The 24,237-nt window shown below is 71.0% G+C and carries 23 protein-coding genes; 11 read left to right on the plus strand and 12 right to left on the minus strand.

What is annotated here, in order from left to right; translation table 11 throughout:
* The first annotated feature begins 93 nt into the window (after positions 1–93).
* Positions 94–1,023, plus strand: coding sequence for a zinc-binding dehydrogenase (locus FHS38_RS26265; RefSeq protein WP_184737505.1), 930 nt, complete (start codon positions 94–96; stop codon positions 1,021–1,023).
* 281 nt (positions 1,024–1,304) lie between these two features.
* On the opposite strand, the gene FHS38_RS26270 is transcribed toward FHS38_RS26265, so the two are convergent.
* Positions 1,305–2,162, minus strand: a complete 858-nt coding sequence (locus FHS38_RS26270) for an SMI1/KNR4 family protein (protein WP_184737506.1) — start codon at positions 2,160–2,162, stop codon at positions 1,305–1,307.
* Between the two features lie 148 nt (positions 2,163–2,310).
* Between FHS38_RS26270 and FHS38_RS26275 the strand changes: the two genes are divergently transcribed.
* Positions 2,311–2,679: a bleomycin resistance protein gene (locus tag FHS38_RS26275; protein ID WP_184737508.1), complete on the plus strand. Its 369-nt coding sequence runs from the start codon at positions 2,311–2,313 to the stop codon at positions 2,677–2,679.
* A 44-nt stretch (positions 2,680–2,723) separates the two neighbouring features.
* Here FHS38_RS26275 and FHS38_RS26280 read toward each other — a convergent pair whose 3' ends face one another.
* Positions 2,724–3,620 (minus strand): YwqG family protein, encoded by an 897-nt coding sequence (locus FHS38_RS26280; protein WP_184737510.1) that lies wholly within the window; start codon positions 3,618–3,620, stop codon positions 2,724–2,726.
* 155 nt (positions 3,621–3,775) lie between these two features.
* Here FHS38_RS26280 and FHS38_RS26285 point away from each other — a divergent pair, with 155 nt between their 5' ends.
* Both FHS38_RS26285 and FHS38_RS26290 read left to right on the plus strand, forming a co-directional pair.
* Positions 3,776–4,834, plus strand: coding sequence for an aldo/keto reductase (locus FHS38_RS26285; RefSeq protein WP_184737512.1), 1,059 nt, complete (start codon positions 3,776–3,778; stop codon positions 4,832–4,834).
* Between the two features lie 170 nt (positions 4,835–5,004).
* Complete coding sequence (locus FHS38_RS26290; RefSeq protein ID WP_184737514.1) at positions 5,005–5,655, plus strand: hypothetical protein; 651 nt, start codon at positions 5,005–5,007, stop codon at positions 5,653–5,655.
* A 49-nt stretch (positions 5,656–5,704) separates the two neighbouring features.
* Here the strand turns inward: FHS38_RS26290 and FHS38_RS26295 are convergent, their stop codons facing one another.
* From FHS38_RS26295 to FHS38_RS26305, 3 genes are all read right to left on the minus strand, one after another.
* Entirely contained in the window at positions 5,705–6,337 is a 633-nt protein-coding gene (locus FHS38_RS26295; protein ID WP_184737516.1) for an AAA family ATPase, read from the minus strand.
* A 94-nt stretch (positions 6,338–6,431) separates the two neighbouring features.
* Complete coding sequence (locus FHS38_RS26300; RefSeq protein ID WP_184737518.1) at positions 6,432–7,136, minus strand: lysophospholipid acyltransferase family protein; 705 nt, start codon at positions 7,134–7,136, stop codon at positions 6,432–6,434.
* A gap of 161 nt (positions 7,137–7,297) precedes the next feature.
* Positions 7,298–7,861 carry a YceI family protein gene (locus FHS38_RS26305; protein ID WP_184737520.1) on the minus strand — a complete coding sequence of 188 codons (564 nt, stop codon included), beginning with the start codon at positions 7,859–7,861 and terminating at the stop codon, positions 7,298–7,300.
* Between the two features lie 86 nt (positions 7,862–7,947).
* On the opposite strand from FHS38_RS26305, the gene FHS38_RS26310 reads away from it, so the two are divergent.
* Positions 7,948–8,466: a hypothetical protein gene (locus FHS38_RS26310; RefSeq protein ID WP_229822867.1), complete on the plus strand. Its 519-nt coding sequence runs from the start codon at positions 7,948–7,950 to the stop codon at positions 8,464–8,466.
* On the opposite strand, the gene FHS38_RS26315 is transcribed toward FHS38_RS26310, so the two are convergent.
* From FHS38_RS26315 to FHS38_RS26325, 3 genes are all read right to left on the minus strand, one after another.
* Entirely contained in the window at positions 8,463–8,882 is a 420-nt protein-coding gene (locus FHS38_RS26315) for a GNAT family N-acetyltransferase (protein ID WP_184737522.1), read from the minus strand. The genes FHS38_RS26310 and FHS38_RS26315 overlap by 4 nt on opposite strands.
* A 79-nt stretch (positions 8,883–8,961) precedes the next feature.
* The gene (gene murJ, locus FHS38_RS26320) at positions 8,962–10,644 is read right to left on the minus strand and encodes a murein biosynthesis integral membrane protein MurJ (protein ID WP_184737524.1); all 1,683 of its coding nucleotides are present in this window, start codon (positions 10,642–10,644) and stop codon (positions 8,962–8,964) included.
* 90 nt (positions 10,645–10,734) lie between these two features.
* A complete protein-coding gene (locus FHS38_RS26325) occupies positions 10,735–11,619 on the minus strand; it encodes a hypothetical protein (protein WP_184737526.1) in 885 nt (294 codons plus the stop codon).
* A gap of 104 nt (positions 11,620–11,723) precedes the next feature.
* Between FHS38_RS26325 and FHS38_RS26330 the strand changes: the two genes are divergently transcribed.
* Together FHS38_RS26330 and FHS38_RS26335 are read left to right on the plus strand one after the other, a co-directional pair.
* A complete protein-coding gene (locus FHS38_RS26330) occupies positions 11,724–12,722 on the plus strand; it encodes a hypothetical protein (RefSeq protein ID WP_229822868.1) in 999 nt (332 codons plus the stop codon).
* A 132-nt stretch (positions 12,723–12,854) separates the two neighbouring features.
* Positions 12,855–13,283, plus strand: a complete 429-nt coding sequence (locus tag FHS38_RS26335) for a hypothetical protein (RefSeq protein WP_184737528.1) — start codon at positions 12,855–12,857, stop codon at positions 13,281–13,283.
* A 218-nt stretch (positions 13,284–13,501) separates the two neighbouring features.
* Here the strand turns inward: FHS38_RS26335 and FHS38_RS26340 are convergent, their stop codons facing one another.
* Positions 13,502–14,278: an alpha/beta fold hydrolase gene (locus FHS38_RS26340; protein ID WP_184737529.1), complete on the minus strand. Its 777-nt coding sequence runs from the start codon at positions 14,276–14,278 to the stop codon at positions 13,502–13,504.
* A gap of 179 nt (positions 14,279–14,457) precedes the next feature.
* On the opposite strand from FHS38_RS26340, the gene FHS38_RS26345 reads away from it, so the two are divergent.
* Entirely contained in the window at positions 14,458–14,925 is a 468-nt protein-coding gene (locus tag FHS38_RS26345) for a cupin domain-containing protein (RefSeq protein WP_184737531.1), read from the plus strand.
* Positions 14,926–14,944: 19 nt separating this feature from the next.
* On the opposite strand, the gene FHS38_RS26350 is transcribed toward FHS38_RS26345, so the two are convergent.
* Complete coding sequence (locus FHS38_RS26350) at positions 14,945–15,457, minus strand: DUF3995 domain-containing protein (protein WP_184737533.1); 513 nt, start codon at positions 15,455–15,457, stop codon at positions 14,945–14,947.
* 176 nt (positions 15,458–15,633) lie between these two features.
* Between FHS38_RS26350 and FHS38_RS26355 the strand changes: the two genes are divergently transcribed.
* Positions 15,634–16,407 carry an ArsR/SmtB family transcription factor gene (locus FHS38_RS26355; protein ID WP_184737535.1) on the plus strand — a complete coding sequence of 258 codons (774 nt, stop codon included), beginning with the start codon at positions 15,634–15,636 and terminating at the stop codon, positions 16,405–16,407.
* Between the two features lie 49 nt (positions 16,408–16,456).
* Here the strand turns inward: FHS38_RS26355 and FHS38_RS26360 are convergent, their stop codons facing one another.
* Entirely contained in the window at positions 16,457–17,116 is a 660-nt protein-coding gene (locus FHS38_RS26360) for a DUF6629 family protein (protein ID WP_184737634.1), read from the minus strand.
* Between the two features lie 164 nt (positions 17,117–17,280).
* Between FHS38_RS26360 and FHS38_RS26365 the strand changes: the two genes are divergently transcribed.
* Positions 17,281–20,997 carry a hypothetical protein gene (locus FHS38_RS26365; RefSeq protein WP_184737537.1) on the plus strand — a complete coding sequence of 1,239 codons (3,717 nt, stop codon included), beginning with the start codon at positions 17,281–17,283 and terminating at the stop codon, positions 20,995–20,997.
* A gap of 30 nt (positions 20,998–21,027) precedes the next feature.
* On the opposite strand, the gene FHS38_RS26370 is transcribed toward FHS38_RS26365, so the two are convergent.
* On the minus strand, positions 21,028–21,459 hold the full coding sequence (locus FHS38_RS26370; RefSeq protein WP_184737539.1) for an ankyrin repeat domain-containing protein: 432 nt from the start codon (positions 21,457–21,459) through the stop codon (positions 21,028–21,030).
* A gap of 103 nt (positions 21,460–21,562) precedes the next feature.
* Here FHS38_RS26370 and lanL point away from each other — a divergent pair, with 103 nt between their 5' ends.
* Entirely contained in the window at positions 21,563–24,214 is a 2,652-nt protein-coding gene (gene lanL / locus FHS38_RS26375; protein ID WP_229822869.1) for a class IV lanthionine synthetase LanL, read from the plus strand.
* Positions 24,215–24,237: the final 23 nt, after the last annotated feature.

The following is a 24,237-nucleotide window of genomic DNA, read 5'->3' on the forward strand; positions in this document are numbered from 1 at the left end:
CGCGCTTATGCCACTCAGTGGCATAACTGTGTTTCCGATCTTCACCGGCCCGATCCCCGGTGCCGACCCGACCTCCAGCGAAGGGTGCACCCCATGCGTGCTCTGCTCGTCGACCGATCCGTTCCCGCAGGCCTCCGCCTCGGCCAGGCCCCCGACCCCGAGCCCGCCCCGCACCAGGCCCTGGTGCGGGTGACGGCGACGTCCCTCAATCACGGCGAGGTCGAGTTCGGCCTGAAGGGCGCGCCCGAGGGTGCCGTCCTCGGCTGGGACGCGGCCGGAGTCGTGGAGCGGGCCGCCGCCGACGGCTCCGGCCCCGCGGCCGGTACCCCCGTGGTCACGCTCGGCGCCGACGGCGCCTGGGCCGAACTGCGCGCCGTCGACACCGACTTGATGGGGATCGTCCCGGCGGGAGCCGACCCCGGGGCGATCAGTACGGTGCCCGTGGCGGGCGCCAGCGCCCTGCGCGCCCTCCACCGCGTCGGCCCGATCCTGGGCAGGCGCGTCCTCGTCACCGGCGCCACGGGCGGCGTCGGCCGGTACGCCGTGCAGCTCGCCCGGCTCGGCGGAGCGCACGTCATCGCTTCCACCGGAGACCCGGCGAAGCACGGTGACGGCCTCCTGGCGCTGGGAGCCCACGAAGTGGTGAACGGGCCGCTCCAGGTCGACGGGCCGGTCGACGGTGTCGTGGACCTGGTGGGAGGGCAGCAGCTCGTGGACGCCTACGACAAGCTGGTCGAGCGGGGCACCCTGGTCGCGGTCGGGCACTCCGCGCGGCAAGGCGAGACCTTGCCCTACGGTGCGCTCTTCGGCGACCAGGGCCGGCACGACCGCGCGATCACCACCTTCTTCCTGCTCGGCTGCCCGGGGCTCGCCCCGGACCTGACCTGGCTCGCGGACAAGGTCGCCACGGGCGGGCTCGACCCGCAGATCTCCTGGCGCGGCGGCTGGGACGGGGCCGCCGAGGCGATCGGCGCCCTGCTCGAACGCCGGCTCCACGGCAAGGCGGTACTGGACATCCCCTGATACGTGCCGGGGGCCGCGAGAACGCCCGCCCGCGGAGCGTCGTCGACGCCGGCCCCTGGGGCCCGCCGCTGTCGTTCCGGGACTGGGCGCACGACCTGCGGGCGGGAAACGGCGGGAGACAGCCGGAGACGACGCCCTCAGGAGCGGCGAGCTACTGGACTCCACGGGCACCCTGGAGATCTACTCCGCCCCGCCCCACCGGGTGCACCGGGTCAAGCTCGACCGCGTCACCTCGGTGACCCCCGTCGCGCCCTGCGCCGCGCCCCGCGACTGACGGAGCACTACGGCGTCGGCCCCCACGCGCCGGCGCCGTGCACGGTGTTCGTCGAGAGCACCTCGCAGCCCATCGACGCCACCGCCCCGAGCACCGCCCGGCGGGCCCGTTCACTGTCCTCGGGCGGGAACGCCACCCGGATCTGATGGCCGTACGCCGTCTCGTACGTCAGCCGCCAGCCGGTCTCCACGGTCGCGAAGTGGTCCTGGCGGCTGTCGTTGTACGGGGAGTGGAAACTGCCCCGGTCGACGGTGGGTGCCAACTCCTCGCGCAGGATCCGCAGTCGCTCCGGGTAGGGCAGGGGGCCTTCCGACAGCGGCACGTACACATGGACCTCCTCGCGCGCCGCGTCGAACCACGGGGCGAGCCCCTCGTCGTCGGGCATGACCTCGGAGACGATCCGCCCGCTGGTCCAGCCCTCGATGAAGTCCGTGGCACAGCAGTCGTATTCCTCGTGGTCGTCGTCGCGCGACCAGAGGACCACCGGCCAGGAATCGGGCTCTCCGACGGTGAGCCAGCACAGATGGTGGCCGACGTCTGTCAGCCCCCAGGCGATCAGTCCGCCCGGTTCCGGGAACAGCGGGTACGGATAGCGCTCCGGGAACATCTCCCGCGACGGTCCGTAGTCCTCGAGCAGGTCCGCCGTGAGCCGCACCGGGTTGTCCTCCCCGAACGGGGTGCACAGGCCGATGACGTCACAGAACTCCCCCCGGCCGTACGTGGCGACGAGCGCCTTGAAATCGGACGGCAGACGGGTCCCGAGCGAGGCCTCCACGGCCGCCCAGTCGCCCTGACCGCCCGTCGGGCGCGACGGCGGCGGCACGCGCCGGACGAGATCGGTCAGCAGAGGGCTGGAAAAAGACATGCGGGCCACCCTAACCGGGCCGCGGGCGCCGCCCTTGCCGCAGGCTCGGCCGGGGAACCCCGGCCGGCCTGCGGGTGCCGAGGCGTGGGCCGTTTCGCCGATAGCCTGATTCCCCATCTGTCGGGCAACAACGCGAAAGGGGTCCGTCATGGTGAAATTCACCGGTGCCGTCCCGGTTCTGACCGCAGTCGACGTGCCGGCCGACGTCGCCTTCTGGGTCGGTACCCTGGGCTTCGAAGAGGACTTCGGGGACCGGGACTTCGCGGGTATCCACCGAGGTGACGTGCAGTTGTTCATCAGCCGGACGGAACACCGGATCGTCGCGGACAACACCTCGGCGTGGGTGGAGGTCGTGGGCCTCGACGCCTTGCATGAGGAGTGGTCGCGGAAGGTCTCCACGGACTACGCGGACACCTCCGGCCCGGCCATGACCGAAGTGGGCGACTCTCCCGCGGGCCGCGAGTTCGCGCTGCGCGACCCCGCCGGGAACTGCGTCCACTTCGCTGCCGAGCGCTGAGGCGACGGGCGGCACCCACGCGGGATCGTCAAGGACCGAGGGCGCTACGAACAGTCGGAGTGGTAGGCATAGGGCCGGTCGGGGCACCTGGTGCAGACGAAGAGGTATATGCCGCCCATGTCACCGAGCATCAGCCCCGGCGGCCCCTGGATCATCCGGCGCTCCTCGTAGGGGAGGTCCCAGATCTCGCCCGTGCCGGGCGTGTCCTCCAAGGGCAGCCAGCCCCGCCACGACTCCCCGTCGAACTCCCTGCTGTTGACCGTCAGCAGATGGTCCATGCGCAGACCGCACCCGGTGCAGTCGGGCCAGTACGGATCCTGGGTCCACGTCGGGTATCCGCCGACCTTGACGCCGTGGGCCACCGAGAGGTGGGACCAGTACGACCAGCCGGTCTCCTCCTCCACCTCCTCGAACCGCTCCTCCAGCGCGTCGGCGATGTCCTCGGGCAGATCCCAGTTCGGGTACTCGGTGATCCGCTCCGGGTGCAGCACGCACGGGTCCGGGAGGTAGTCGTCGTCGGCACCGGCCGGCCGGGGCGGTGCGACGGGATCACCGTCACACCGGGCGCTGTCCCACCAGTGCAGCTCCGGGCGGGGTACGTAACCGGCCTTGTGGTCGAAGGGGCACCACAGCACCTGAAGAACGTCCGTACCGGCGGGAAAGGGCAGCTCGGGCACATCGGCGGCGAACAACTGGAGCACGGGCACCAAGGGCAGCGCACCGGCCCCCCGCGGCGGCGCGAACGCCGTCGACGGGTGGTCGTCGGCGCAGTGCGGCCACTCCACCGACCGCGGCCACAGCACCGGCCCGCCCAGCGAACTCTCCCGCACGCCGGGACTCCCGGGCCGTGGGTGCAACCGGACCGCGTCCCTGCGATAGGGGACGACCTCGGGGAACAGCGCCTCCACGTCGAGGGGGCGGGGAGGGGTGGTACGAGCCATGGCAGGCACTCCTGACGGACCGGTCACGCACGGCGGCTCCTGCCGCGGCGGACCGAGAGCGTAACCCCCGGGTGTGACACGCCCGCCGAAGAACTTGCGTTGAAGCACACTCCAGCTCGTAGCGTCGTGGGCACGACCTCACCGAAGGGAACACCGTGCGATACACACTGTTCGGCAGGACCGGCCTGCGCGTCAGCGAGCTGAGCCTGGGCGCCATGACCATCGGCGACGACTGGGGATGGGGCGCGACCAAGGAGACGAGCGGACGCATCCTCGACGCCTACGCCGACGCGGGCGGCAACTTCATCGACACCGCCAACATCTACACCGACGGCACCTCGGAGACCGTTCTCGGTGAGCTGCTCGACGGCCGCCGCGAGAGTTTCGTCCTGGCCAGCAAGTACACCTGCGCCACCCGCAAGGGCGATGTGAACGCGGCGGGCAACCACCGCAAGAGCCTCGTGCGATCGGTGGAGGAGAGCCTCGACCGGTTGCGCACCGACCGCCTCGACGTCCTGTGGGTGCACGCGCGGGACAACTTCACGCCGGTCGAGGAGGTCATGCGGGCGCTGGACGACCTCGTCCGCGCCGGAAAGGTGCTCTACATCGGCGTTTCCGACTGGCCGGCCTGGGAGATCGCGCAGGCCAACACGCTCGCCGAGCTCCGTGGGTGGACCTCGTTCGCGGGCTCGCAGCTGCGCTACAACCTGCTGGAGCGGACGCCGGAGCGTGAACTGCTCCCGCAGGCCCGCGCCTTCGACCTGGCCGTGCTGGCGTGGAGCCCGCTCGCGGCCGGCAAGCTCACCGGCAAGTACCGGCGGGGCGAGACGGGCCGACTGAACGCCCCGGGCTGGGAAAGCGGGACGGACCCCAGGGAGGACGAGATCATCACCGCGGTGATGGAGATCGCCGAACAGGGCGGCTGGAGCCCGGCGCAGGTGGCGCTGGCATGGCTCCGGAGCCGCCCCGGCAACGTCGTACCGATCATCGCCGCCACCAAGGAGAACCAGCTCGCCGACAACCTCGCCGCCGTCGAGGTCGAGCTCGACGCCGCCGCCGTCGAACGGCTCGACGAGGTGAGCGCGGTGCCGCTCGGGTTCCCGCACGACTTCCTGCGGGAACCGGGCATCACGGAGAACGTCTACGGCGACCGGTGGGCCGCCATCGAGGACCGACGCTCCACCTATCGCCGCACGACCAGCGAGATCCTCTAGGCGGTTTCGTCCGCGGCACCGGTGCGAGCCCGGAGACGGACCTCACGGTGCGTGAGCATGCTGGACTTGCTTAGCATGTACACGACGCGCGTAGCGCGGCCAAGAGGGGACTCGTCACGCTCAGGCTGCTGTTCCCCTGGGTCGGGTATTTCTGCCAGAAGGAAGAACACATGCACCACCGCTCCAAGGTCCTCTACGGGATGCTGGCCTCCGCACTGGGCATCGCACTCACCGCCTGCGGTGGTGACGGAGGCGGTGAGGAGTCCGGCGCTTCCGAGGGCCGCACGGCGAAGAGCGGGAGCGGCAAGGCGAGCCCGGCCACGAGGGTGGAGTGGAGTCCCGCGCTGGCGATGGGACAGTCGGCTCCGGAGCTGTACGAGCCCCGGAATTCCGCTGGCGGGAAGTTCCAGGTAACCGCCACGAAGGTCGTCAAGGGAACCCAGAAGCAGATGAAGGACGGCCACTACGTCGAGGCCGATCGCACTCTGGAAGGCCGTACGCCGTACTTCGTGTACGTGACGTACCTGCTGAAGGAAGGGAAGCCGGGCGTAGCCAATCCCGATCTCAATGCCCATGCCGTGGTCCTCGACGAGAACGGCGACACGGCAGCGAAGCGACCGGTCGTCCACTCGGGCTATGTCGAGGGTGGTTGCCCGGTGGGGGACATCTACATGGGCTGGGACGTCGGCGAGAAGCGCACTCTGTGCTCGATCTACATCGGGGATCCGTCGAAGCGGCCCGCCCGACTCGCCTGGAGCACGGCCGCGGAGACCGCCGACGACTACAAGAAGGGTGCCTCTTGGGCGTGGACCGCCCAGTGACCGGACGAACGACGAACTCTCCTTGATGTGAGCCGAAGCGGCGGCGCCGTCAGTCGAACCGGACGTGCCGCGCCCCCGTCCAGGCCCGGCGCAGCCGCCCCCGGAGCGGACTGTCCGTGTTCGGGGTGAGCGTCAGACCGGCGGAGCCCGCGATGTGGTCGGCGACCCGCGCGATCGGGATGTGGTCGGTCCACACGTGCTCGGCGAACTCCGCATCGCGCAGCCGCTCCAGACACAGGTCGAGCTTCGACACCGCGAAGCTCTCCCGGCGCAAAGGGGCGTCCTTGCCGGCGACGAGCCGCACGGCGTGCCCGAAGCCACGCTCGCTCAGCCGTCGCAGCACCGTCTCCCGCCGGGCCAGCAGCGCGAAGTGCCGCACGTCGTGGCCCTGTTCACGCAGCCGGCCGACGACCTCCCGGAAGTACCCGGGCTCCACGACCGTCATCGGGACGATCACCGTGCCCTCGTGCGCGGTGAGCGTCCGGTCCAGTACCTCGTACACGCCCTGCCGCCAGGCCGGAAGGTCCTGGAAGTCACCGCGCAGGGCCGGGGGCGTCATCCGGTGCAGGCCGAAGCCGACGTGTTCGGGGTCGCAGATGACGCTGCCGGGGAGCCGGCGCTGGATCTCGTGCGCGGTCTGCGTTTTTCCGCCACCGAAGGGGCCATTGATCCACAAGAGCATGCACAAGACCCTACGAGACGCCCTTTCGGTGGCGCGGAATCGGGGACCCACCCGGTCGGCCCGGCGCAGTGCCGGACCGACCGGGCGCACGGCGTCAGTGCGGTTGGTGGACCAGGACCGGCGTCTGCTGCTCCGCCTTGGCCTCGGCCGCGTACCTGTCGACGTACTCCTGTTCCGACAGCTTCAGGAGCGCGTACATGATCTCGTCCGTGGCGGCCCGCAGCACCTCGCGCCGCTCCTCCATCCCCGCGTAGCGGGAGAAGTCCAACGGCTTCCCGAAGCGGATGGTGATCGGCATGAGACGCGGGAGCCGACGCCCGATCGGCTGGGACTCGAACGTGCCGATCATCGCGCACGGAATCACCGGCGCCCCCGACCGTATCGCCATGGCCGCCACCCCCACCTTCCCCTTGTAGAGCCGCCCGTCGTGCGAGCGCGTCCCCTCGGGATAGATGCCGAGCAGCTCCCGCCTGCCCAGCACGCGCAGGCCCTCCTCGACCGCCGCCCGACCGGCCCCCTCACCGGACCGGTCCACCGGGATCTGCCCGTTGACCCGGAAGAACGCCGCGGTCAGCCGGCCTTTGAGGCCGCGGCCCGTGAAGTACTCCTTCTTGCACAGGAAGGTGACCCGGCGCTTGATCATCACGGGCATGAGGAAGCTGTCGCAGAACGACAGATGGTTCCCCGCGATGATCGCCGCACCCGCGTGCGGAACGTGCTCCAGCCCCTCGACCCGCGGCCGGAAGAGCCACCGCAGCAACGGCACCAGTACCACGGCCCTGAACACGTAGTAGAACAAGTCAGTGAGCCTCTCTCCGTAAGCGACCCCCGTGCCGAGGGACGGTAAACCGCCGGGAGTGACGAGCGGGAGAGTGCCACTTGAGCCATGAGAGGAAAGCCGACGGTGGCCGGAAGTGGTGGTCGTGCACCCTGCCGCAGCCGCGCCGCAAGCGCGGCCCTCTACTCGGCCGGTTCGAGCACGGCCTCGACGTCGACGATGACGTCGATCATGTCACTGACGACCACCCCGCCCCGGTCGACCACGTCGTTCCAACTGACCCCGAAGTCATGTCGGTTCACCCGGGCCTTGGCCGTGAAGCCGGCGCGGCGCCTGGGCCCGATGTCCTGGCCGTCCTCCCACCAGGGGGTGTCCCATTGCCCCAGATACGACACGTCGAAGGTCACGGGATGTGTCACTCCGCGTACGGTGAGATCGCCGGTGACCTCGAACCCCGTCGCGCTCACCCGATGGACGCGCGAGGAGTCGAACGTCCAGGTCGGGTGGTTGTCGACATCGAAGAAGTCGGCACTGCGCAGGTGGGCGTCGCGCTCGGGCTGCCCGGTGTACACCTGGGTCGCGTCGATCGTCGCTTCGACACGGGCCTTCTCCGGCTCGTCGGGGTCGACCTCCATCACACCACGCACGTTCTTGAACTGACCGCGCACGTAGGTGACCATCATGTGCCTGGCGCAGAACTCCGCACCGGTGTGACCGGGCTCGAAGACCCACTTCGTCGTGACCATGGCAGCTCCCTGGGCTTGCCCCCTCAGCCAGCGTAGGACGGGAGCGCCGAGTATTCCTGTGGAAGGAATCCGGGTACGGTGATCCGGTGGGGAATGTGTACGGAGGCGGTGGTCACGACCTCTATCTGTCGAACGGTGGCACCGCGGTCTTCGCCGACACGCTCATGCTCGCGGTCACCGCGCTGGCCGTCACGGACTGGGATTTCCGCTTCGCGGCCCTCATCGCACGCCAGGACCAGTCCCTCATGGGCTCCGGCGCGGTCGGGTTCGCGCTGGAGGACGTCGACTGGGGCGAGGACCCCACCGAGTGGGCCCGGAACAAGCGCTTCGTTCTTGACGTCGCCGGTCTGGCCCTCGACCGCCACCGCTGGGACGAGCTCGGCTACGAGCCGCCCTTCGCCCTGAAGTATCTGCACCGGTTCCGCCGCATCGTCGCGGCCTTCGATCCGTCCACCGCCACCGGGGAGCCGGACGAACTGCCGGCTCCCCATGACGTGATCCCCGCCTCCTGCGTGCGGGACCGGGTGCTCACCCCGCTGGCCTGGTGCGACGCGTGCATGTTCTGCGGCCGTGACCGGGGTGTCCGAACCGGCCCGGTGCGCTAGAGCCGTCCGTAGGCCATCCAGTTGCCGGGCATCTCCAGCGGCTGGAAGCCGATCTTCTCGTAGACGCCGTGGGCGTCCCCGGTCGAGAGCAGGATGCGGTTCAGACCGAAGGGCGCGAGGTGGTCACGGACGGCCGTGACCAGCCCCGTGCCGAGTCCCTTTCCCCGTGCCCTGCGGTCGACGTAGACATCGCACAGCCAGGCGAACGTGGCACGGTCCGTGACCACCCGCGCATAGGCGACCTGGGCGCCCGATGCCTTCTCGTACGCGCCGAAGTTCAGCGAACCGGCTATCGCGCTGTCCTGCTTCTCGCGCGAGCGGCCCAGCGCCCAATACGCGTCGGTGGAGAGCCAATGATGCACCAAGGCGCTGTCCAGGCGGGCCGGGTCGCTCGTGAACTCATAGTCGTCGATCACGAAAGTCGACCCTGCCACAGGCGGCCGGGATCTCGCACCGGGGTATTCCCCGGACCGAGTCGGACACTGCCCTGACGGATCACCGCAGGCCCGGCAGGCTCCGCAACTCGCCGATCTCGAAGGCCTTCGCGAGCAGCACGAAGAGGAACACCATCGTGAAGCCTCCCGCCGTGAGACTCAGGGCCGGGGCCCACGCGGTCGGGACGAGGTCCGTGGGGCAGGCGCGGGCCGCGAGCCAGCCGAGGGTGCCGGCCAGCACCGCGGAAGCGGTGAGCTTGCCGTAGGTGCGGCACAGCCTCCGGCCGTCGAGCCGGCCGTCCAGACGCCGCCGCAGCACCAGCGCGGTGACGAACAGGCCCACGGCATACGAGACGGCGTAGGCGGCGGCCATGCCGGTGACCGCCCAGCGGGCGGGCAGCAGGAAATGACAGGCGGTGGCCAGGCCGATATTGACGGCGCTGATCCACAGGGCCATCCGGAACGGCGTACGGGTGTCCTCGAAGGCATAGAAGCCGCGGAGGAGCAGGTACTGCGCGGAGAAGGGCATCAGGCCCAGTCCGAAGGCCTGGAGCATGTGCCCGAGAGGCCGGGTGGACGCGGCATCGGCCGCGCCGTGCGCGAACAGCAACTGCGCGATCTGCGGGCCGAAAGCGAGGAAGAAGAAGGCGGCGGGAACGATGACGACGCCGCTGACCCGCAGGGCCCGGGAGAGGTCACCCCGCAGGTCGTCGAGGCGGTGTTCGGCGACGGCCCGGGTCATCCGCGGCAGCAGCGCCGTGACCAGCGTGACCGTGACGATCGACTGCGGCAGCATCCAGATCGTCTGCGCGTAGGTGTAGGCGGTGAAACCCACACCGTCGTGGGGCAGCGCCTTGTCCGCCGCGGTGGCGTAGTGCGTCACCACGGTGGTGGCCACGAGGTTGACCAGCACGAACAGCAGAGTCCAGCGGGCCGCCGCGACGCTCTTGCGCAAGCCCGTGCCACGCCAGTCGAAACGCGGCCTGAAGCGGAAGCCGGCGGCGCGGACGCACGGAATCAAGGCAACGGCCTGCACGGCCAGGGCGAGCGTGGTGCCCACCCCGAGCAGCGTCACCTGCGTCGGGGTGATGTCCTCCACCCGGTCCGGGACGGTCATCATGCCGACGTACACGCCGAACATCGCGATCAGGATCACGTTGTTGAGGACCGGAGTCCACATCATCGCCCCGAACTTCCCCCGGGCGTTGAGCACTTGTCCCAAAATGCTGAACAGACCGTAGAAGAAGATCTGCGGAAGCAGGAACCGGGCGAAGACCACGGTCAGCTCGAACGCGGCGTGGTTGTCCGGCGAGTCCGTCTGGTAGACGCTGATGATCTGCGGAGCGGCCCACACGGCCAGCAGCGTGCCGATGCCGAGCACGGACAGCACGAGCGTCACCAGGCGTTGCTCGAAGGCCAGCCCGCCGTCCGCGTGCTCGACCCGGGCCCGGACCAGCTGGGGCACCAGCACCGAGTTCAGCGCCCCTCCGATGAACAGGAAGTACAAACTCGTCGGGACGACGTTGGCGTTGTTGTACGTGGTGGCGAGCAGGCCGGTCCCCAGGGCACCGGCCTGGAGTATCTGTCTGATCAGCCCCGTCGCCCGGGACACCACCGTCCCCGCCGCCATCAGCAAGGACGAGCGCATCAGCCCGCCCTTGCCCGCCTCCGACCTCCGGGCGGCGTGCCGCCCCCTGTGTTGCTCACGCGACCGCGTCGCCGCGGCGTTCTTGCCCTCTGACATGGGCTCAAATCTATGGTGCGGAGATCATTGGCTCTTCCGTCCCTACCGGGCAGACGTGACGCACCGGCGTCGGGCCATCCGGCGCCGGTGTCAGACGCGGGGCCCGCGGGGGTGGGCCGGCCAGGGGTCGACGGGGCGTGGGGCGCCCCCTTCCGCACAGCAGCGGAGGGCCTCCGCTGCTGCCCTGCGGCCGGCTTTGGCGAAGACCACCTCGTTGGAATCGACCTCATGCCACTTCGCGTCGTGCAGCCGGACCCGGAAGGCCGCGGTGGGCACCCGACGGGTACCGGACGCGCAGAGCGTGTGATGGACACCGTGCTCGAACGCGTCGGCGAATTCGCGCGGGAGGCGGTCCTCCGGAACCTCCGCGGCGAACTCGAAGAGGAGGCCCGAGTCGGCGGGGAGCGGTTCGAAGTCGGTGGTGGCGATGGCGAAGACTCCGCAGGCGGCGGACGTGACGAGTCGGACGTGCACATCACGGACGGTGCGACCGGGCACACTCGGCCGGGGGCCGGGCACGTCGTACTCCGGCACCGGGTGCGTCGCCGTACGGGCGGACGGCCAGCGGGTGACGTACGGGCGCGGGAGGACGCCTTCATGGATGCAGTGGCCCGCCTCACGGGCGGCACGCCGCCCGGCCCACGCGAACCCGGCAGCGGTCGACTCGTCTTCGCGCCAGCGCGCGTCACGCAGCCGTACGCGCACCGCGTACGGCGGCACGCCGTTGAACGACCACGCGCGCAGCTCCGCGAGAACGCCCTCGCCGAACGCCGCACCGAACTCCGGCGGCAGTTCGGCCGCGGGCACCTCGTTGACGAACGCGAGGACGTCGGAGCCCTCTCCCTCGGGCACCAGCGGTTCGAAGTCGGCCGACGCGAGGGCATAGGGCCGCAGGCCACCCGCACTCGACAGGAACGCCTGCACGTCGCGCACCGGCTGCTTCAGGCGGAGGGGGTAGTCGCGCACTCGGGGCATGGGACCACCGTAGGTCCTCGCACCCCGCTCCGGGCGGCATCACCGGCCCGCCACGACGGTGTTCCGGATGTGTGACTGTCTGCTCGTCCCTTTACAGTCACGGGATGCGGCGTACGAATCTCACCGGCTCCGACGGAACCTGGGCGGCCTTGCTCCTGGACGTCCGGGAGCGGCCCCGGCCGGCCCTCCGCGTACTGACCGCCGAGAACCGGCTGATGCTCGCTCAGGGCACGGACCCCCTGCTGCTCGGCATCGTGGATCCAGGCCGGGCCGGCGTGCAGTTCCTCCGGACCACGCGCTACCGCCCCCTCGTACCGCCGCTGAGGGCCCACACCGCCCGCGCCCACGCGGGTTCCGTACAGCGCTGGGCACACCGCTTCGCGGAGGTGCTGGCCACGACGCCCGACGGGCCTCTGCACGACGGACGCTGGGTGCTGTCCCGGGACGTCCTGCTGTGCCGCTGGAACCACGGTCGCCGACCGCTCGCCGAATACTGGCGCTCCATGCTCATCGAGGGTGAACCCGGCGGGTACATCGACTGGTACGACCATGCCGGCTCGTGGGAGATCCTTCCGCTGCGGGTCATGCCCGACGCCGACGACAGCAGAGTCAAGGCCTACCGGAAACAGGCCCGCGAGGGGATCCTCCCGCCCGTTCTCCTCTGGTGGGTCAGCGGTCTGGACAGCCACGTGGTCCTGGACGGGCACGCTCGTCTCACCGCGGCGATCGCCGAGTCCGTGGAACCCGCCGTGCTGGAACTCCAGCGCGCCACCCCCGAGGACGAGGTGGTCACCGGAACCCGGCAGGCCGTAGCGGCGTACGAGGCCGAACTGGCCAGGTTCGCCGAGCTGCGCGCCGTCCGCGGCCCCGGCGTTCCCGACGGAGCCGGTACCGCCGGGCCGGTGCTCGCCCGTCGGCTCCTCGCCCTCCGGGCCGAACACCGCCCCACCTGGGCCTGGCCGCTGCCCGGCGGCATCGAGCAGTGGCACCGCGTCGCCCGCGAGCACGACGTGCCCGGCCCGCGCGGCGATCTCACCGTCCCCTCCACCGCGGCCGAGCCTGATCGCGGTGGTGCGGGACAACCTTCAACCTCGACTTCTTAAGATTCAGCAAGAGACCCTGAGAGACACCAAAAATCACCCTTCGCCCAAAAGGGGTCATTCTCTATTACGGATTGGCTCAACGGGCATACTTTCGCCTATCATTTGGACTGTCTTCGAGAAGGGAAAACCGCAATGGCCGTCAAGTTTGTCCAGGTCGACGAATCCGAAAAGGGTGAGCCGGGAGTGGAAGAGGCTGTCACCACTACGGTAGTCGGCGGCCAGACGCTTACGACGACAACCTACGGGCGTCTGCTCCAGCACGACGACCTGAAGCCGGATGTCACCGAGGGCGTTTTCTCGGTCGAGCTTCTGGTCGCCGCCAAGGGCACCGAGGAGTACGACACGGGGGAGCAGAACGAGGACGGCAGCCCGAAGATCGCCATGCGACCGTGCGTGGTCTACGAGCGCCGGGAGCTGGACATGGGTGAGGACACCTTCAAGGAATACCTGGAGGCCATTCAGCCGTATGCGGCTGCTTCCCGGGAGGCTCAGCAGGTTCCGGCGCAGGCCCGAAAGCGTCGCGCGAAGACGTCCAAGCCGACCGCGGGCGAACCTGTATAAGGGTTTTTAGTCAGGCGCCCCAAAGGCAATCTCCAAAGGCGGCCACTGATTCGGTGGTCGCCTTTTTCGCGCCCCTGGCGAACGAGTGCGTCTATGGTGTCACTCGGAAATCGGGAATTGCGGGACGTGGATTTGCTTCGAGCCGGTCGTCATTCCTGTAAAAGGCACCGCCCCGCACCTCTTCCATGGTGCGGGGCGGTCTCTTCTCATCCGGACCGTCAATCGGACTTTCTCCGGCCGAGGAACCGCTCCACAGCCACCGCAAGGGCTTCAGGAGACTCCTCCGGAGCGTAGTGGCCGACGTCCGGGAAAACTTCGAGTTCGACATTCGGATACCACCGCAGCCACGTGGACTCCATCGCCTCGGGGCCCAGCGCCGGGTCGTGCGCCCCGGCGACGAGGAGCACCGGCGCCGGGTTGCCCTTCACGCGCTCGTGGAAGTCCTCGCGTGCCCAGGAGTCCAGATACGCGCGGAAGGCGGCCGGTGAGGACCTCTCCACCGAGCGGCTCACCATGGCGTCCAGCCAGGTGTCGTCGCGCTGCCCGCCCGTCGTGTTGTCGATGATCGCCCTGCGGTTGCCGGGATTCTCCGCGGCCCCGGCGAAGAGCCCCCAGGACTCCTCGTCGAGGGGGAAGCCGGACGCGGGCACCGGAGAGATCCCGATGATCGAGCGGACGCGTGACGGCGCGTCCAGCAGCATCAGTTGGGCCGCCTTCGCCCCCATGGAGTGACCGACGACCGAAAAGGTCTCCCAGCCCAGATGGTCGGCCACGGCGAGGGCGTCCCCGGCGATCTCCTCCATCGTGAACGCGCCGGCGGTGTCCCTCGCCTCGCCGTATCCGCGGCAGTCCAGGAACGCGTAGCTGAACGCGTCACCGTTCAGGTGCTCGCGCATGGGCCCGAAGCTCGTTCGGTCACCGAACCAGTTGTGGAGCAGCAGGCACCGTTCGGAGCCGCTGCCCTGCACCTCGTGCGGAACAACCTGTCCTGTCACCACGTCCCCCGGTCATGAGGCGGTCGCCCGTGCTGGTGGCGGAGCCGGCGTCGGCGTCGGCGGGCTGCCGACGGTCAAGTCTCGCGACCTCCCTCGGGCGAGGTCAATACGACATGCCGTGACGATCGGTGCGGCAAATCCGCTACGCCCGCATGGCTGAACTCTGCCATCATGCGACGATGATCGAACACGAGACGCCGGACCCCCGCCCGCTGCTTCGACGCCCCGAAGAAGGGGAGTTGATAGATGTGGCGGGGGTCGAGCACTTCTTCCGGCTGACCGCCGAGCACACCGAGGGGCGGTTCTCCTTCGAGGAGTTCACGTTGGAGCCGGGGATCGTGGGTGCCCGGCCCCACGTCCACCACGGACACGACGAGTATTTCTATGTACTGGAAGGCCAGTTGACCCTCCACAACGGCGACGGCGAGGTGACCGCCGGCCCCGGCACCCTGCTGGCGGCCGTTCGGGGGACACCCCACGGCTTCCGGAACGCGGGCACGGAGACCACGAGGGCCCTGTGTCTGTACACCCCCGCCGGATACGAGGGGTACTTCCGCGAAGTACACGCGGCGGTGGCCGCGGGCGCCGAGGTGACCGACGAACTGCTGGCGGAGTTCCGCGGCCGCTATCGCACGACGTCGAGCTGAGTCCGTTCCCGGGCGGGCGTCACACGCGCCGAGGGGCGGGACGCGCGGATCCTGCGCGACGGGCGGACAGGACGGTGGCGGGTACCAGCGTCACCGCGCCCAGGAAGAAGAAGGAGTTGATCACCATGTCCTTCCAGAACTCCCACAAGCCGGTGTCGAGGGGTTCCTCCTCCATGCCGAGCAGGCCGTAGGGGGTGAGGCCGGTCGCCACGGTGATGTTCTCGACGAGACCGGGTACGCCGCGGAGCGTCAACAGCGCGCAGCCGAACCATAGGGGCCAGCGCACCGACCAGGGCGGAAGGCGGCGGCCCCACGGCTTGACCGCGGCCAGTACGCACACCACTCCTGCGAGCGACATGGCGGTGATCAGGCCGTCGTACGCCAGGAAGATCCACACCGGGCCTGTGGAGTCGGCGCCCATCGCGTCCCGGTACATGATGCCCATCTGCAGATGCCACACGAAGCTCAGCGCCAGCCAGACGGCGGCGGCGTAGGCCCAACCAGTGGGTGACTTCACGGAATCGAATCGCATAAGAGGACGCTAGGAGTTCGCGTCGGCTGCCGCGTCAGCCTCTCGCGCGAGTTGCCTCCCCCCGGTGGGGGAGGAAGCCGACGCGACCGGGGACCGTCCCCGTTTGCCGGGCCGGTCGTGGGTACACCTTGACATGCAGGCATTTACCTGCATAACGTAAAACCGTGAGCTCAGAGATGGACAAGGTCTTCAAGGCCCTGGCCGACCAGACCCGGCGTTATCTGCTGGACAGGCTGCACGAGCACAACGGGCAGACGCTGGGAGAGTTGTGCGAGCGCCTCGACATGACGCGCCAATCGGCGACTCAGCATTTGGCCCTTCTCGAGGCCGCCAATCTGGTCAGCACGGTGCGGCGGGGCCGGGAGAAACTGCACTACCTCAATCCCGTTCCCCTTCACGAGATCCAGGAACGATGGATCGACAAATTCGAGAGCCCGCGTCTGCGCGCGCTCAGTGCAGTGAAACGGCGAGCGGAGGAAGTCATGACCGACAAACCGGCATTCGTCTACGTCACCTACATCGAAAGCACGCCCGAGAAGGTCTGGCAGGCGTTGACCGACGCCGACCTGACGGCGGAATACTGGGGCCACAGCAACGTCTCGGACTGGCAGGCCGGCTCCCCCTGGGAGCACCGGCGGACGGACGGTTCAGGGATCGCCGACGTCGTCGGTACCGTGGTGGAGAGTGAGGCGCCCACACGGCTGGTGACCACCTGGGCCGACCCCCGTGCGGAGCAGTCCGGTGAACCGTCCCGGGTGACCTTCGACATCCAGCCGTACGGCGAGATCGTCCGGCTGACCGTCACCCATGAGAACCTGGCCGACGAAGCCGAACGGGAAGCGGCGGCCGCGGGGTGGGCGGCCGTGTTGTCGAACCTGAAGTCCCTGCTGGAGACGGGAAGCGTCCTTCCGCAGGAGCCGTGGCTGGTGCCCGACGGCAACCAGCGCTGAGCCACCTGCCCGGCCCGGGCCCGGGCCGCCGCGTCGCTGACCGCGAGCGTCACCGGCTCGCCGGACTCCGGGCACCGGACATGCCAGGCGGCGCGGGACCCTCCGGGCGCCGTCGTACCCAGGCGAGCATCACGACAGCCGCCACCGCGGCGAAGGCGCACCAGGTGGAGATGAACTCCAGCCGCCACAGCGCCGCGCAGACCGCCGCCCCGGCCGCGACGAGAACACCGAGCAGACGCAACAGCGGATCACCGCCGAGCAGCAGAGAGCCGACCGTGGCAAGGAGATAGCCCGCGACGATCAACGGAGCGTGCGGCAGGTCGAGGACATAGCCGAGGGTGTGGCCGCGGATCTCGGCCGTCACGGGCCGCGTGCCGAGGAAGTACGCGAGGACGACGGAGGTGAGGAGCCCGACGACGACGGGGACCACCAACCGGCTCCGGACCGAAGGCGGAGCGGCGAGCCATACGCCGAACGGAACCCATACCGCCAGCAGAGGCAGGGCGACGACGGCCCAGGCCAAGGTCGCGGGGCCGGTACCGCCGCCGGAACGCCAGACGGCGGACTCGATGATCTGGTGGGTTCCCAGGAGCAACGGAAGCGCACCGAGCGGCAGATCGCGGGCACGGCGCAGCCGCACCACACACACCACCCCGACCGCGGCGATACCGGTGCCCGCCACGAGGTCCGCCGTCGCACTCCAGCACATGACGTCACCCAGAAACCCAGTCACCGGACACCTGTGAACCGACGCTTCCAGCATGCACGCCGAAGGCGGTCGCGCGCGCCGGCACCCGCCGGCCGAAGAGCGTTGTCACAGGCGTGTGGTGGGATCGAGTCACACGATGTGGGAACGAACAGAGGGGGCGCCCGGTGGCGCGTACGTATGGGCACGAGGCGGAGTCGCGGCGCTATGCCCTCCGGTTGCTAACGCCGGGGCTGCCGCCGCAGGACGTGTCCGCGTTGAAGCGGCTGTACGGGCAGGACGTGCCGGAGCCGGAAGCTGAGGGGCCCGGCGGCGAGGGCGAGGCCGCCGGCGCTGACCTGCGCGCGGCGCTCGCCGCGCCGCGCGCTGCCGCTCTCGGCCGACTCGCCACCGCCGCGCGGAAGGCCGGTGAACTCGACGACGAGCTCGTGGTGGAACTGGTGGAGCGGGTCCGGCCCGCCCGTGCGACGGCGGGCCTGCTCGGCCCCGCCGTCGTCCCCGAGGGTCGCGCGGCAGCCCGCCTGCGGGACCTGGCCGAGCGGCACCTCGGCACGGATCCGGTCCGCTGGCGGGGCGTGCACGACGCGCTGGGGACGTACCGCGGCACCCTGCCCGAACTGCTCGCCGCGGAGCCGAAGCCGGCCACCGACCCGATACCGCTCCCGCCCAGGACCGTGCCCGCCACCTTGTGCCTGCTGCTGGAGCACGCCCCACCGGAGCACACGGCAGCCGCCCTGCCCGCGCTGCCGGACACCACCCTCCGCAACATGCTGGCCACGGGTTCCCTCCCCGGCCCCGCCCTGACGGCCGCCGTGGCCGACCGGGGAGACCGGCGGTCCCGTACCGCCCTCGCCGGCCACCCCAGGCTGGACGCCCGCGTACTCAAACGGCTCATCGCCGCCGACGACCCGGCCGTCAACGCCACCGTCTACCGCAACCCCCGGTGCACCCCCTCCCTGCGCCGCGCCATCGCCCACGCGACGCACCGCGTGCCGCTGGAGCGCGCGCTGCGCGCCGAACTGCTGTCCGCCACGGGCAACGTCCCTCGCACCTGGCACGCCCCGCTGCTCGGCTGCGGCGACCCCGAACTCGTCGCGAAGGCTCTCGGCTGGGGCATGCGCAAGGTGGCCCAGCGCCACGCCCTCGTACGCGTATGGGAACTCCGCGGGCCCGACGCCGTACGGCGCATGCTCGCCGACCCCTCGACCACGCGTCACCTCCACCCGGACATCAGCGCCGAGGCCGCCGCCGCGCTGGACGAACCGGACGGCGCCGCCCGGCTGCGCGCCCGGGGCGAGCCGTACGAGGACCCCGCCACGCTCACCCGGCTGCTCTCCACCGTGCGCGGCACCAGCACCATCCGTGACCTGCTCAGCGAGCCGTACGCCCAGGACTTCCCGGCACTGGCCGCCGCGAACCGGCGGACCCCCTTCATGCCGAAGGCCGCCGAGGAACTGGTCCGGCACGAGGACGCCACCGACGCGGACCGCGGCGACTTCTCGCTCAGCGTCCTGAACGCGTCGTGGCGGGCCGACGGCCGACGCGGCGGCAACCTCACCCCGCCCGCCTGGCTGCTCGCCCAGGAGCCGCTGAACGACTCCGCAGGCGAATGGGCCACGGGGATGGCCCGCGCCGGGCTCCTGGACCCCGTCGACGTCGTCCGGCTCGCCCGCCCCGCCGCCCGCACCCTGAGCGCCCTGGCCACCTTGTCGGATCGTGACCTGCTGACCCCAGGCGCCCGCGACGCGCTGCGCACCGCCGCGCGAGCACACCTCACGGGCCGCCCCGAGGCGTGGGACGCGCTGCTGCGCCTGGTGCCCGCATTCGACGGCACCCTGCCCGAACTCCTCACGGTGGCCGGGCGGACACCACCTGCGGACGGCACGGTCGAGGCGACGGGCCGGGAAACCGGCCAACAGGCGACGCGTGAAGAGGAGACGGCCCGGCCCGCGGACGGCGCCACCGCCGCACCGCTCCCCGACGCCCCCCGCGGCGAGCGCCAGCGGGCCGCCCTGAGCGCGCTGGACCTGCTGCTCTCGCTCTGCCCCGGCGAGGCCCCCTTGCCCGACGACCCCGGCAGCCTCCATTTCCTCGCCCAACACGACCTCGTCGACTGCCCCGGCTGGGAGTCCCCGGACTGGCTGATGCACGCATGCCGCCGCCACGGTGTCGAACCGAAGGACGGCTGGTACGCCGCTCCCACCCGTGACGAGGCACTGACCGAACTCGCCCGCCCGCACCGCGAGTGGACGTGGCGCGTCGCCGAGAGGGCCTACACGCACGGCATCCTCCAGGCGGACGACATCCTCCGCACCTTCCCCGCCTGCCAGTTGATCCACCTGCCGCACGACTGGCGGCGGTTGGCCATCCCCGTGGCCTGGTGGAACGCGCTCGCCGAACTGCTCGACCGCGAGCTCGGCACCGACGCGGACGCCTGGCTGCGGCTGGCCGCGGCCGCCGCCGACGAGGCCCACAGCGACAGCTGGCGGCGGGTGGACGGCGCCACCTGGCCCGAATTGCTCGACCGCTCCCGCACGCTGCCCGTACCCGACGCCGGTGACGTAGCCCTGCGCGAGGGCGTTGGCGACGAGGAGTCGAGGCACACCCCCGTCCCCACGACCCCCGACGAGGCCTTGCGTCTACTCGCCCGCGGGAACCACCTGTGGCTGTGGCCGGCGGGCACCCTGCTCTGCCTGGCGCGTCCCGAGACCGTCGCCGCCGTGCTGCCCCGCCTCGGCCCCGACGGCCCCTGGCTGCTCGCCGCGTATCTCCTCCGGTACGACCACACGCCCCGGGCCGCCTTCGACCACCTCCTCCGGCTGCGCGACCCGCACGCGCTGCGGGTGCTCGCCGAGCAGGCACGCTGGCTGCACGAAGACCTGGAGCACCGGCTGGCCGACCTCCAGGACCCGGCCACCGACCTGACCCTGCTACGCAACAGCCACCACCACTCCGTCCGGCGGCGCATCACCACCACCGCGCCCTCCCGGGTGGCGGGCACGCTGGCCCGCGAGCTGCGGGCCGCCCCCGCCGCGGCCCCGCCCGGAGGCGCCCTCTGGCTCCAGTCGGCCGAACCCGACCTCATCGAACTGGTCTTCGCCCGGATGGGCAAACACCTGGGCCTCGCACAGCAGATCGTCGGCTGTCTCAACCTCCTGCGGCACGGCGGCAGGCAGCGCCTCGCCTCGCTGGTGGACAGCGGCCACCCCGGCCCGGCCGTGACCCGGCTCTGCCAGAAGGCGCTGGCAGCGGAGGACCCCGAGGCAGCCCTCGCCGTCCTCCGGGCCCGCGCCGACCGGGAGGCGGCCACGGACAAGCTCGTCAAGCGACTGCGCCGCTGCGATCAGCGATGGTCCGCCACGAGCCAGGTCCAGAGCCTGCCCGGCGACATCGACTGGGTTCAGCTGGAAGGCGAACACCTCCGCGAGGCCATCCCGCACTGGTCGGTGCTGGTCAACCACTGGGACGCACCACGCGAACTCAGGCTCCGCCACGCCGCGCACCTTCCCGTGCCCACACGTCGCAGGGCCGCCACCGCGGACCCGGACGTGACACGGGCCCGGCTCCGCCACGGCCTGGGCGATCACTTCCACGAACCGCTCACCGTCCGGCTCGACCACCTGCTCGGCGTCGGCCTGGTGACCGGCCCCGAGCTGGTCGCCGAAGCCGCCCCGGCCGCCCTTGTCCTCGGCTACCTCAACGCCGCCCGCCGCCGCGCCGACGCCCCGGCTCCCGTGCGGGCAGCCCTGCAGGAGGTGGCCACCTTGGTACGCGACCGGCTCGGCACGGACGCGGAAGGCTGGCGTCGGGTCTTCGACCGCCTCACCGAGCGCGACCCGGGATGGGAGCCCCTCAGCCCGGTCGGCTCCCTGCTCGCCCCGTAGCCCCGAGGGCGCACGGATGTGCGGCCGGTGTCACGTGGCCCGTTCGCGAGGACGGGCGCCTGCCGCGCGAAGGACGGCGACGGTCTCGGCATGGGAACCCTGCTCCGCCCAATCCAGCGGTGAGAGGCCGGTGCCGCGGTCTTCACGGAGATTCGGGTCGGCGCCTCCGGCCAGCAGCGCGCGCACCGCGTCGGTGTGCCCCCAACAAGAGGCGGCGCACAGCGGCGTCCCCTCCGTGGGGCCCGTGCTCTCCGTGTCGGGGGAGGCGCCGGCGGCCAGCAACTGACGGACGACGTCGGCGGTTCCGTGTACGGAAGCCCTGTACAGCGGGGTGGAGCCGTCGGCGTCGGCCTTGTCCGGGTGTGCTCCCGACCGCAGAAGGGCGGTCACCTCCGCGGCAGTTCCGTAGGCCGCGGCCGCGACCAGACGCTTCGTGAGTTTCTTCTGCTGTCTGTTGTTCACCTTCCCGAGAGTAGGCCCCACCCGTGTGGCCCGGGCGCCGGGGACCAGTCGTCCACAGCCCCTCGCGCGCCGCCCGGTGAGCTGCCATGCTGTGCTCGTGTCGGTGAGCTATCAGGCAATCGCTCTGCGTGTCCTGGGGGAGTGTTCGGCGACCGGATGGACGCTCCGCGACGGCGAAACGTGGTGCATGGTCACGCCGCCGCGCCACGTGCCCCGCCAGCAGGGCTGGAAGCTGCACCTGTCCGCAACCCCCGCCTCGGCGGCCCGCGTTCTGGAGAGCGCGACCCGCATCCTGGTGGCACACGAGTGCGCTTTCAAGTTCGCCGTCTCACCACGGGTCACCGCCGAACTCACCTCGGTGCGGGCGCCACGCGCGCAGTCGGGCAAGTTCCTCACCGTCTATCCCCTCGACGACGATCAGTTGCGTGTCCTGACCGGGCAGCTCCACGAAGCCACTCTCGGACTCGCAGGACCGGCGATTCTGTCGGACCGGCGGTACCGGCCGGACAGCCTGGTCCATTACCGCTACGGCTGTTTCGCCCGGCCCCGTGAGCTCAGCGACGAGGGTCTCTACGAAGGGCGGCTACAGGCACCCGACGGAACGTTCGTGGCGGACGAGCGCAACCCGTGGTTCTCACCACCTCCTTGGGCCCGCCCCCCGTTCGAACCGCCCGTACGCACCGCCGCCGGGCGCCGCCGCGGCGCCCCCGTCCTCATCGCCGGCCGCTATCTGGTCCGGGAGGCCGTCCGGCACTCCAACCGTGGTGGCGTCTATCGCGCGTACGACCGGCGGACCGGTGCCGACGTCCTGCTCAAGGAGGCCAGACCACACATCGGAGCCACCTCGGACGGCAAGGACGCCAGGTACTGGCTGCGGTACGAGGCCGACGTCCTGGAGCAGCTCGCACCCCTTCGCATCACACCCGCCGTCCGCGACGTCTTCGAGTCCGCCGGCCACGTCTTCCTCGTGGAGGACCTGATCGACGGCAAGAGCCTGCAGCGGTGGACCACCGACGGCATCGCGCGGGACGACCACGGCCTGATCCCGGTCACGGCCCTGTGGAAGCTGGCCCGCGAACTCACCCACATGATCGGCCGGATGCACGCGGCCGGATTCGTCGTACGCGACCTCAAGCCCGGCAACATCGTGATGACACCCCACGACACACCCGTCCTCGTCGACATGGAATGCGCCGTCCGCGCGGACGAACGGGCCCACGTCGTGGGCACACACGGCTTCACCGCCCCGGAGTACCTGGGCGGCCCCGACCGGGACGACGACACACCACCGCCCGCACCCGGCCCCGAAGTGGACTGCTACAGCCTGGGAGCCACCCTGCTGTACGCCGCCACCGGCATCATCCCGCTGCTCGCCGACGACTCCCCGCCCCGCCGTACGGCCGGTGACCGGCTCGCGGAGATCGTCGACACCGCCGCACCCGCCGCGCCCGCGCTCCGGGCGCTCGCTCCCCTCGTCATCGGCCTCACGGCGGACGGCCCGGCCCGCTGGCCGCTGGAGAAGGCCGCCGCCTTCCTCCGGGCGACCCCCGCCGAGGCCCCGGTGTCGGCGGGACCGGCGCCGGCGCGCGGCGCCCTCGACCGACTGCTCGCCGACGGCCTGGCCCACCTCGCGGCCACGGCCGAACCGGACGCCGAACACCTGTGGCCACCGTCGCGGTCGGCTCCCCACTGCGACCCCTGCAACGTGCAACTGGGCGCGGCCGGTGTGCTGGCCGTCCTCGACCGGGCGGTCCGCTCCGGCGAAACCACCGCCGAGCCGGTGCTGTGGACGGCGGCCCAGTGGCTGGACCGACGGCTCACCTCGCCGAGCAGGATCCTGCCCGGCCTGTACTTCGGCCGCTCCGGCACGGTATGGGCACTCCACGACGCCGCGCGGACGCTCAGCGACCCGGGAATGGCGGACCGGGCCGTCGAATACGCCCTGCGCATCCCCCTCGACTGGCACAACCCCGACATCTGCCACGGCCTCGCCGGCGCCGGCCTCGCCCAACTGCACCTGTGGCGTGCGACGGGCGATCCACGATTCGCCGATCGCGCGTCGGAGTGCGCCGACGGGCTCGTCCGACTGACCACGGGTGCCGAGCACGGCGTGGACTGGCCCGTCGGCCCGGAACACCGCCGCGAACTCGCCGGCTCCGCCCTGTACGGATTCGGACACGGCGTCGCCGGGAACGCCGCCTTCCTCCTCGCCGCGGGGCGGGACCTGGGACGCCCGGAGCTCCTCGACATCGCGACCGGCGCCGGGCACGCACTGTGCGCCGTGGCCGAACCGCGCGGTGACGCCGCCGTCTGGCCGAAGGGCCCCGGCCGGACCGAACGGACCGACCTGAACTTCTGGTGCCACGGTGCCTCCGGCATCGGGACGTTCCTGGTCCGGCTGTGGACCGTCACCGGTGACGCGCGCTTCCGTGAGTACGCCGACCGCGCGGCGCGGGCGGTGTACCGGGACCGCTGCCGCATCGGGCCCAGCACCTGTCACGGGGCGGCCGGCAACGCCGAGCTGCTGCTCGACCTCGCCGACGCGACGGGGGAGGAGCACTACCGCACCTGGGCGACGGAGATCGCCACCTGTCTGTACGCGCGGGCGGTCCGGCGTGACGGCCGCCTGCTCGTGCCCGACGACACCCTGCGCGACGTCAGCGCGGGCTACAACGTCGGCTCGGCCGGCGTGCTGGATTTCCTGCTGCGCCTCACCCACGGCGGCAACCGATCCTGGCTGGTCGACCCCCGATGACCGGCCGACACCACCACGAAGGA

Origin of the sequence: Streptomyces netropsis, assembly GCF_014203545.1 — a bacterium.
In the GTDB taxonomy this organism is placed as follows: Bacteria; Actinomycetota; Actinomycetes; order Streptomycetales; family Streptomycetaceae; genus Streptomyces; species Streptomyces netropsis.

Bases quoted from the DNA above. Each gene is read 5' to 3' on its own strand.
- FHS38_RS26265 (WP_184737505.1), top strand. From the start codon at position 94: ATGCGTGCTCTGCTCGTCGACCGATCCGTTCCCGCAGGCCTCCGCCTC.
- FHS38_RS26270 (WP_184737506.1), bottom strand. From the start codon at position 2,162: ATGTCTTTTTCCAGCCCTCTGCTGACCGATCTCGTCCGGCGCGTGCCG.
- FHS38_RS26275 (WP_184737508.1), top strand. From the start codon at position 2,311: ATGGTGAAATTCACCGGTGCCGTCCCGGTTCTGACCGCAGTCGACGTG.
- FHS38_RS26280 (WP_184737510.1), bottom strand. From the start codon at position 3,620: ATGGCTCGTACCACCCCTCCCCGCCCCCTCGACGTGGAGGCGCTGTTC.
- FHS38_RS26290 (WP_184737514.1), top strand. From the start codon at position 5,005: ATGCACCACCGCTCCAAGGTCCTCTACGGGATGCTGGCCTCCGCACTG.
- FHS38_RS26295 (WP_184737516.1), bottom strand. From the start codon at position 6,337: ATGCTCTTGTGGATCAATGGCCCCTTCGGTGGCGGAAAAACGCAGACC.
- FHS38_RS26305 (WP_184737520.1), bottom strand. From the start codon at position 7,861: ATGGTCACGACGAAGTGGGTCTTCGAGCCCGGTCACACCGGTGCGGAG.
- murJ (WP_184737524.1), bottom strand. From the start codon at position 10,644: ATGTCAGAGGGCAAGAACGCCGCGGCGACGCGGTCGCGTGAGCAACAC.
- FHS38_RS26325 (WP_184737526.1), bottom strand. From the start codon at position 11,619: ATGCCCCGAGTGCGCGACTACCCCCTCCGCCTGAAGCAGCCGGTGCGC.
- FHS38_RS26330 (WP_229822868.1), top strand. From the start codon at position 11,724: ATGCGGCGTACGAATCTCACCGGCTCCGACGGAACCTGGGCGGCCTTG.
- FHS38_RS26335 (WP_184737528.1), top strand. From the start codon at position 12,855: ATGGCCGTCAAGTTTGTCCAGGTCGACGAATCCGAAAAGGGTGAGCCG.
- FHS38_RS26345 (WP_184737531.1), top strand. From the start codon at position 14,458: ATGATCGAACACGAGACGCCGGACCCCCGCCCGCTGCTTCGACGCCCC.
- FHS38_RS26350 (WP_184737533.1), bottom strand. From the start codon at position 15,457: ATGCGATTCGATTCCGTGAAGTCACCCACTGGTTGGGCCTACGCCGCC.
- FHS38_RS26355 (WP_184737535.1), top strand. From the start codon at position 15,634: ATGGACAAGGTCTTCAAGGCCCTGGCCGACCAGACCCGGCGTTATCTG.
- FHS38_RS26360 (WP_184737634.1), bottom strand. From the start codon at position 17,116: ATGTGCTGGAGTGCGACGGCGGACCTCGTGGCGGGCACCGGTATCGCC.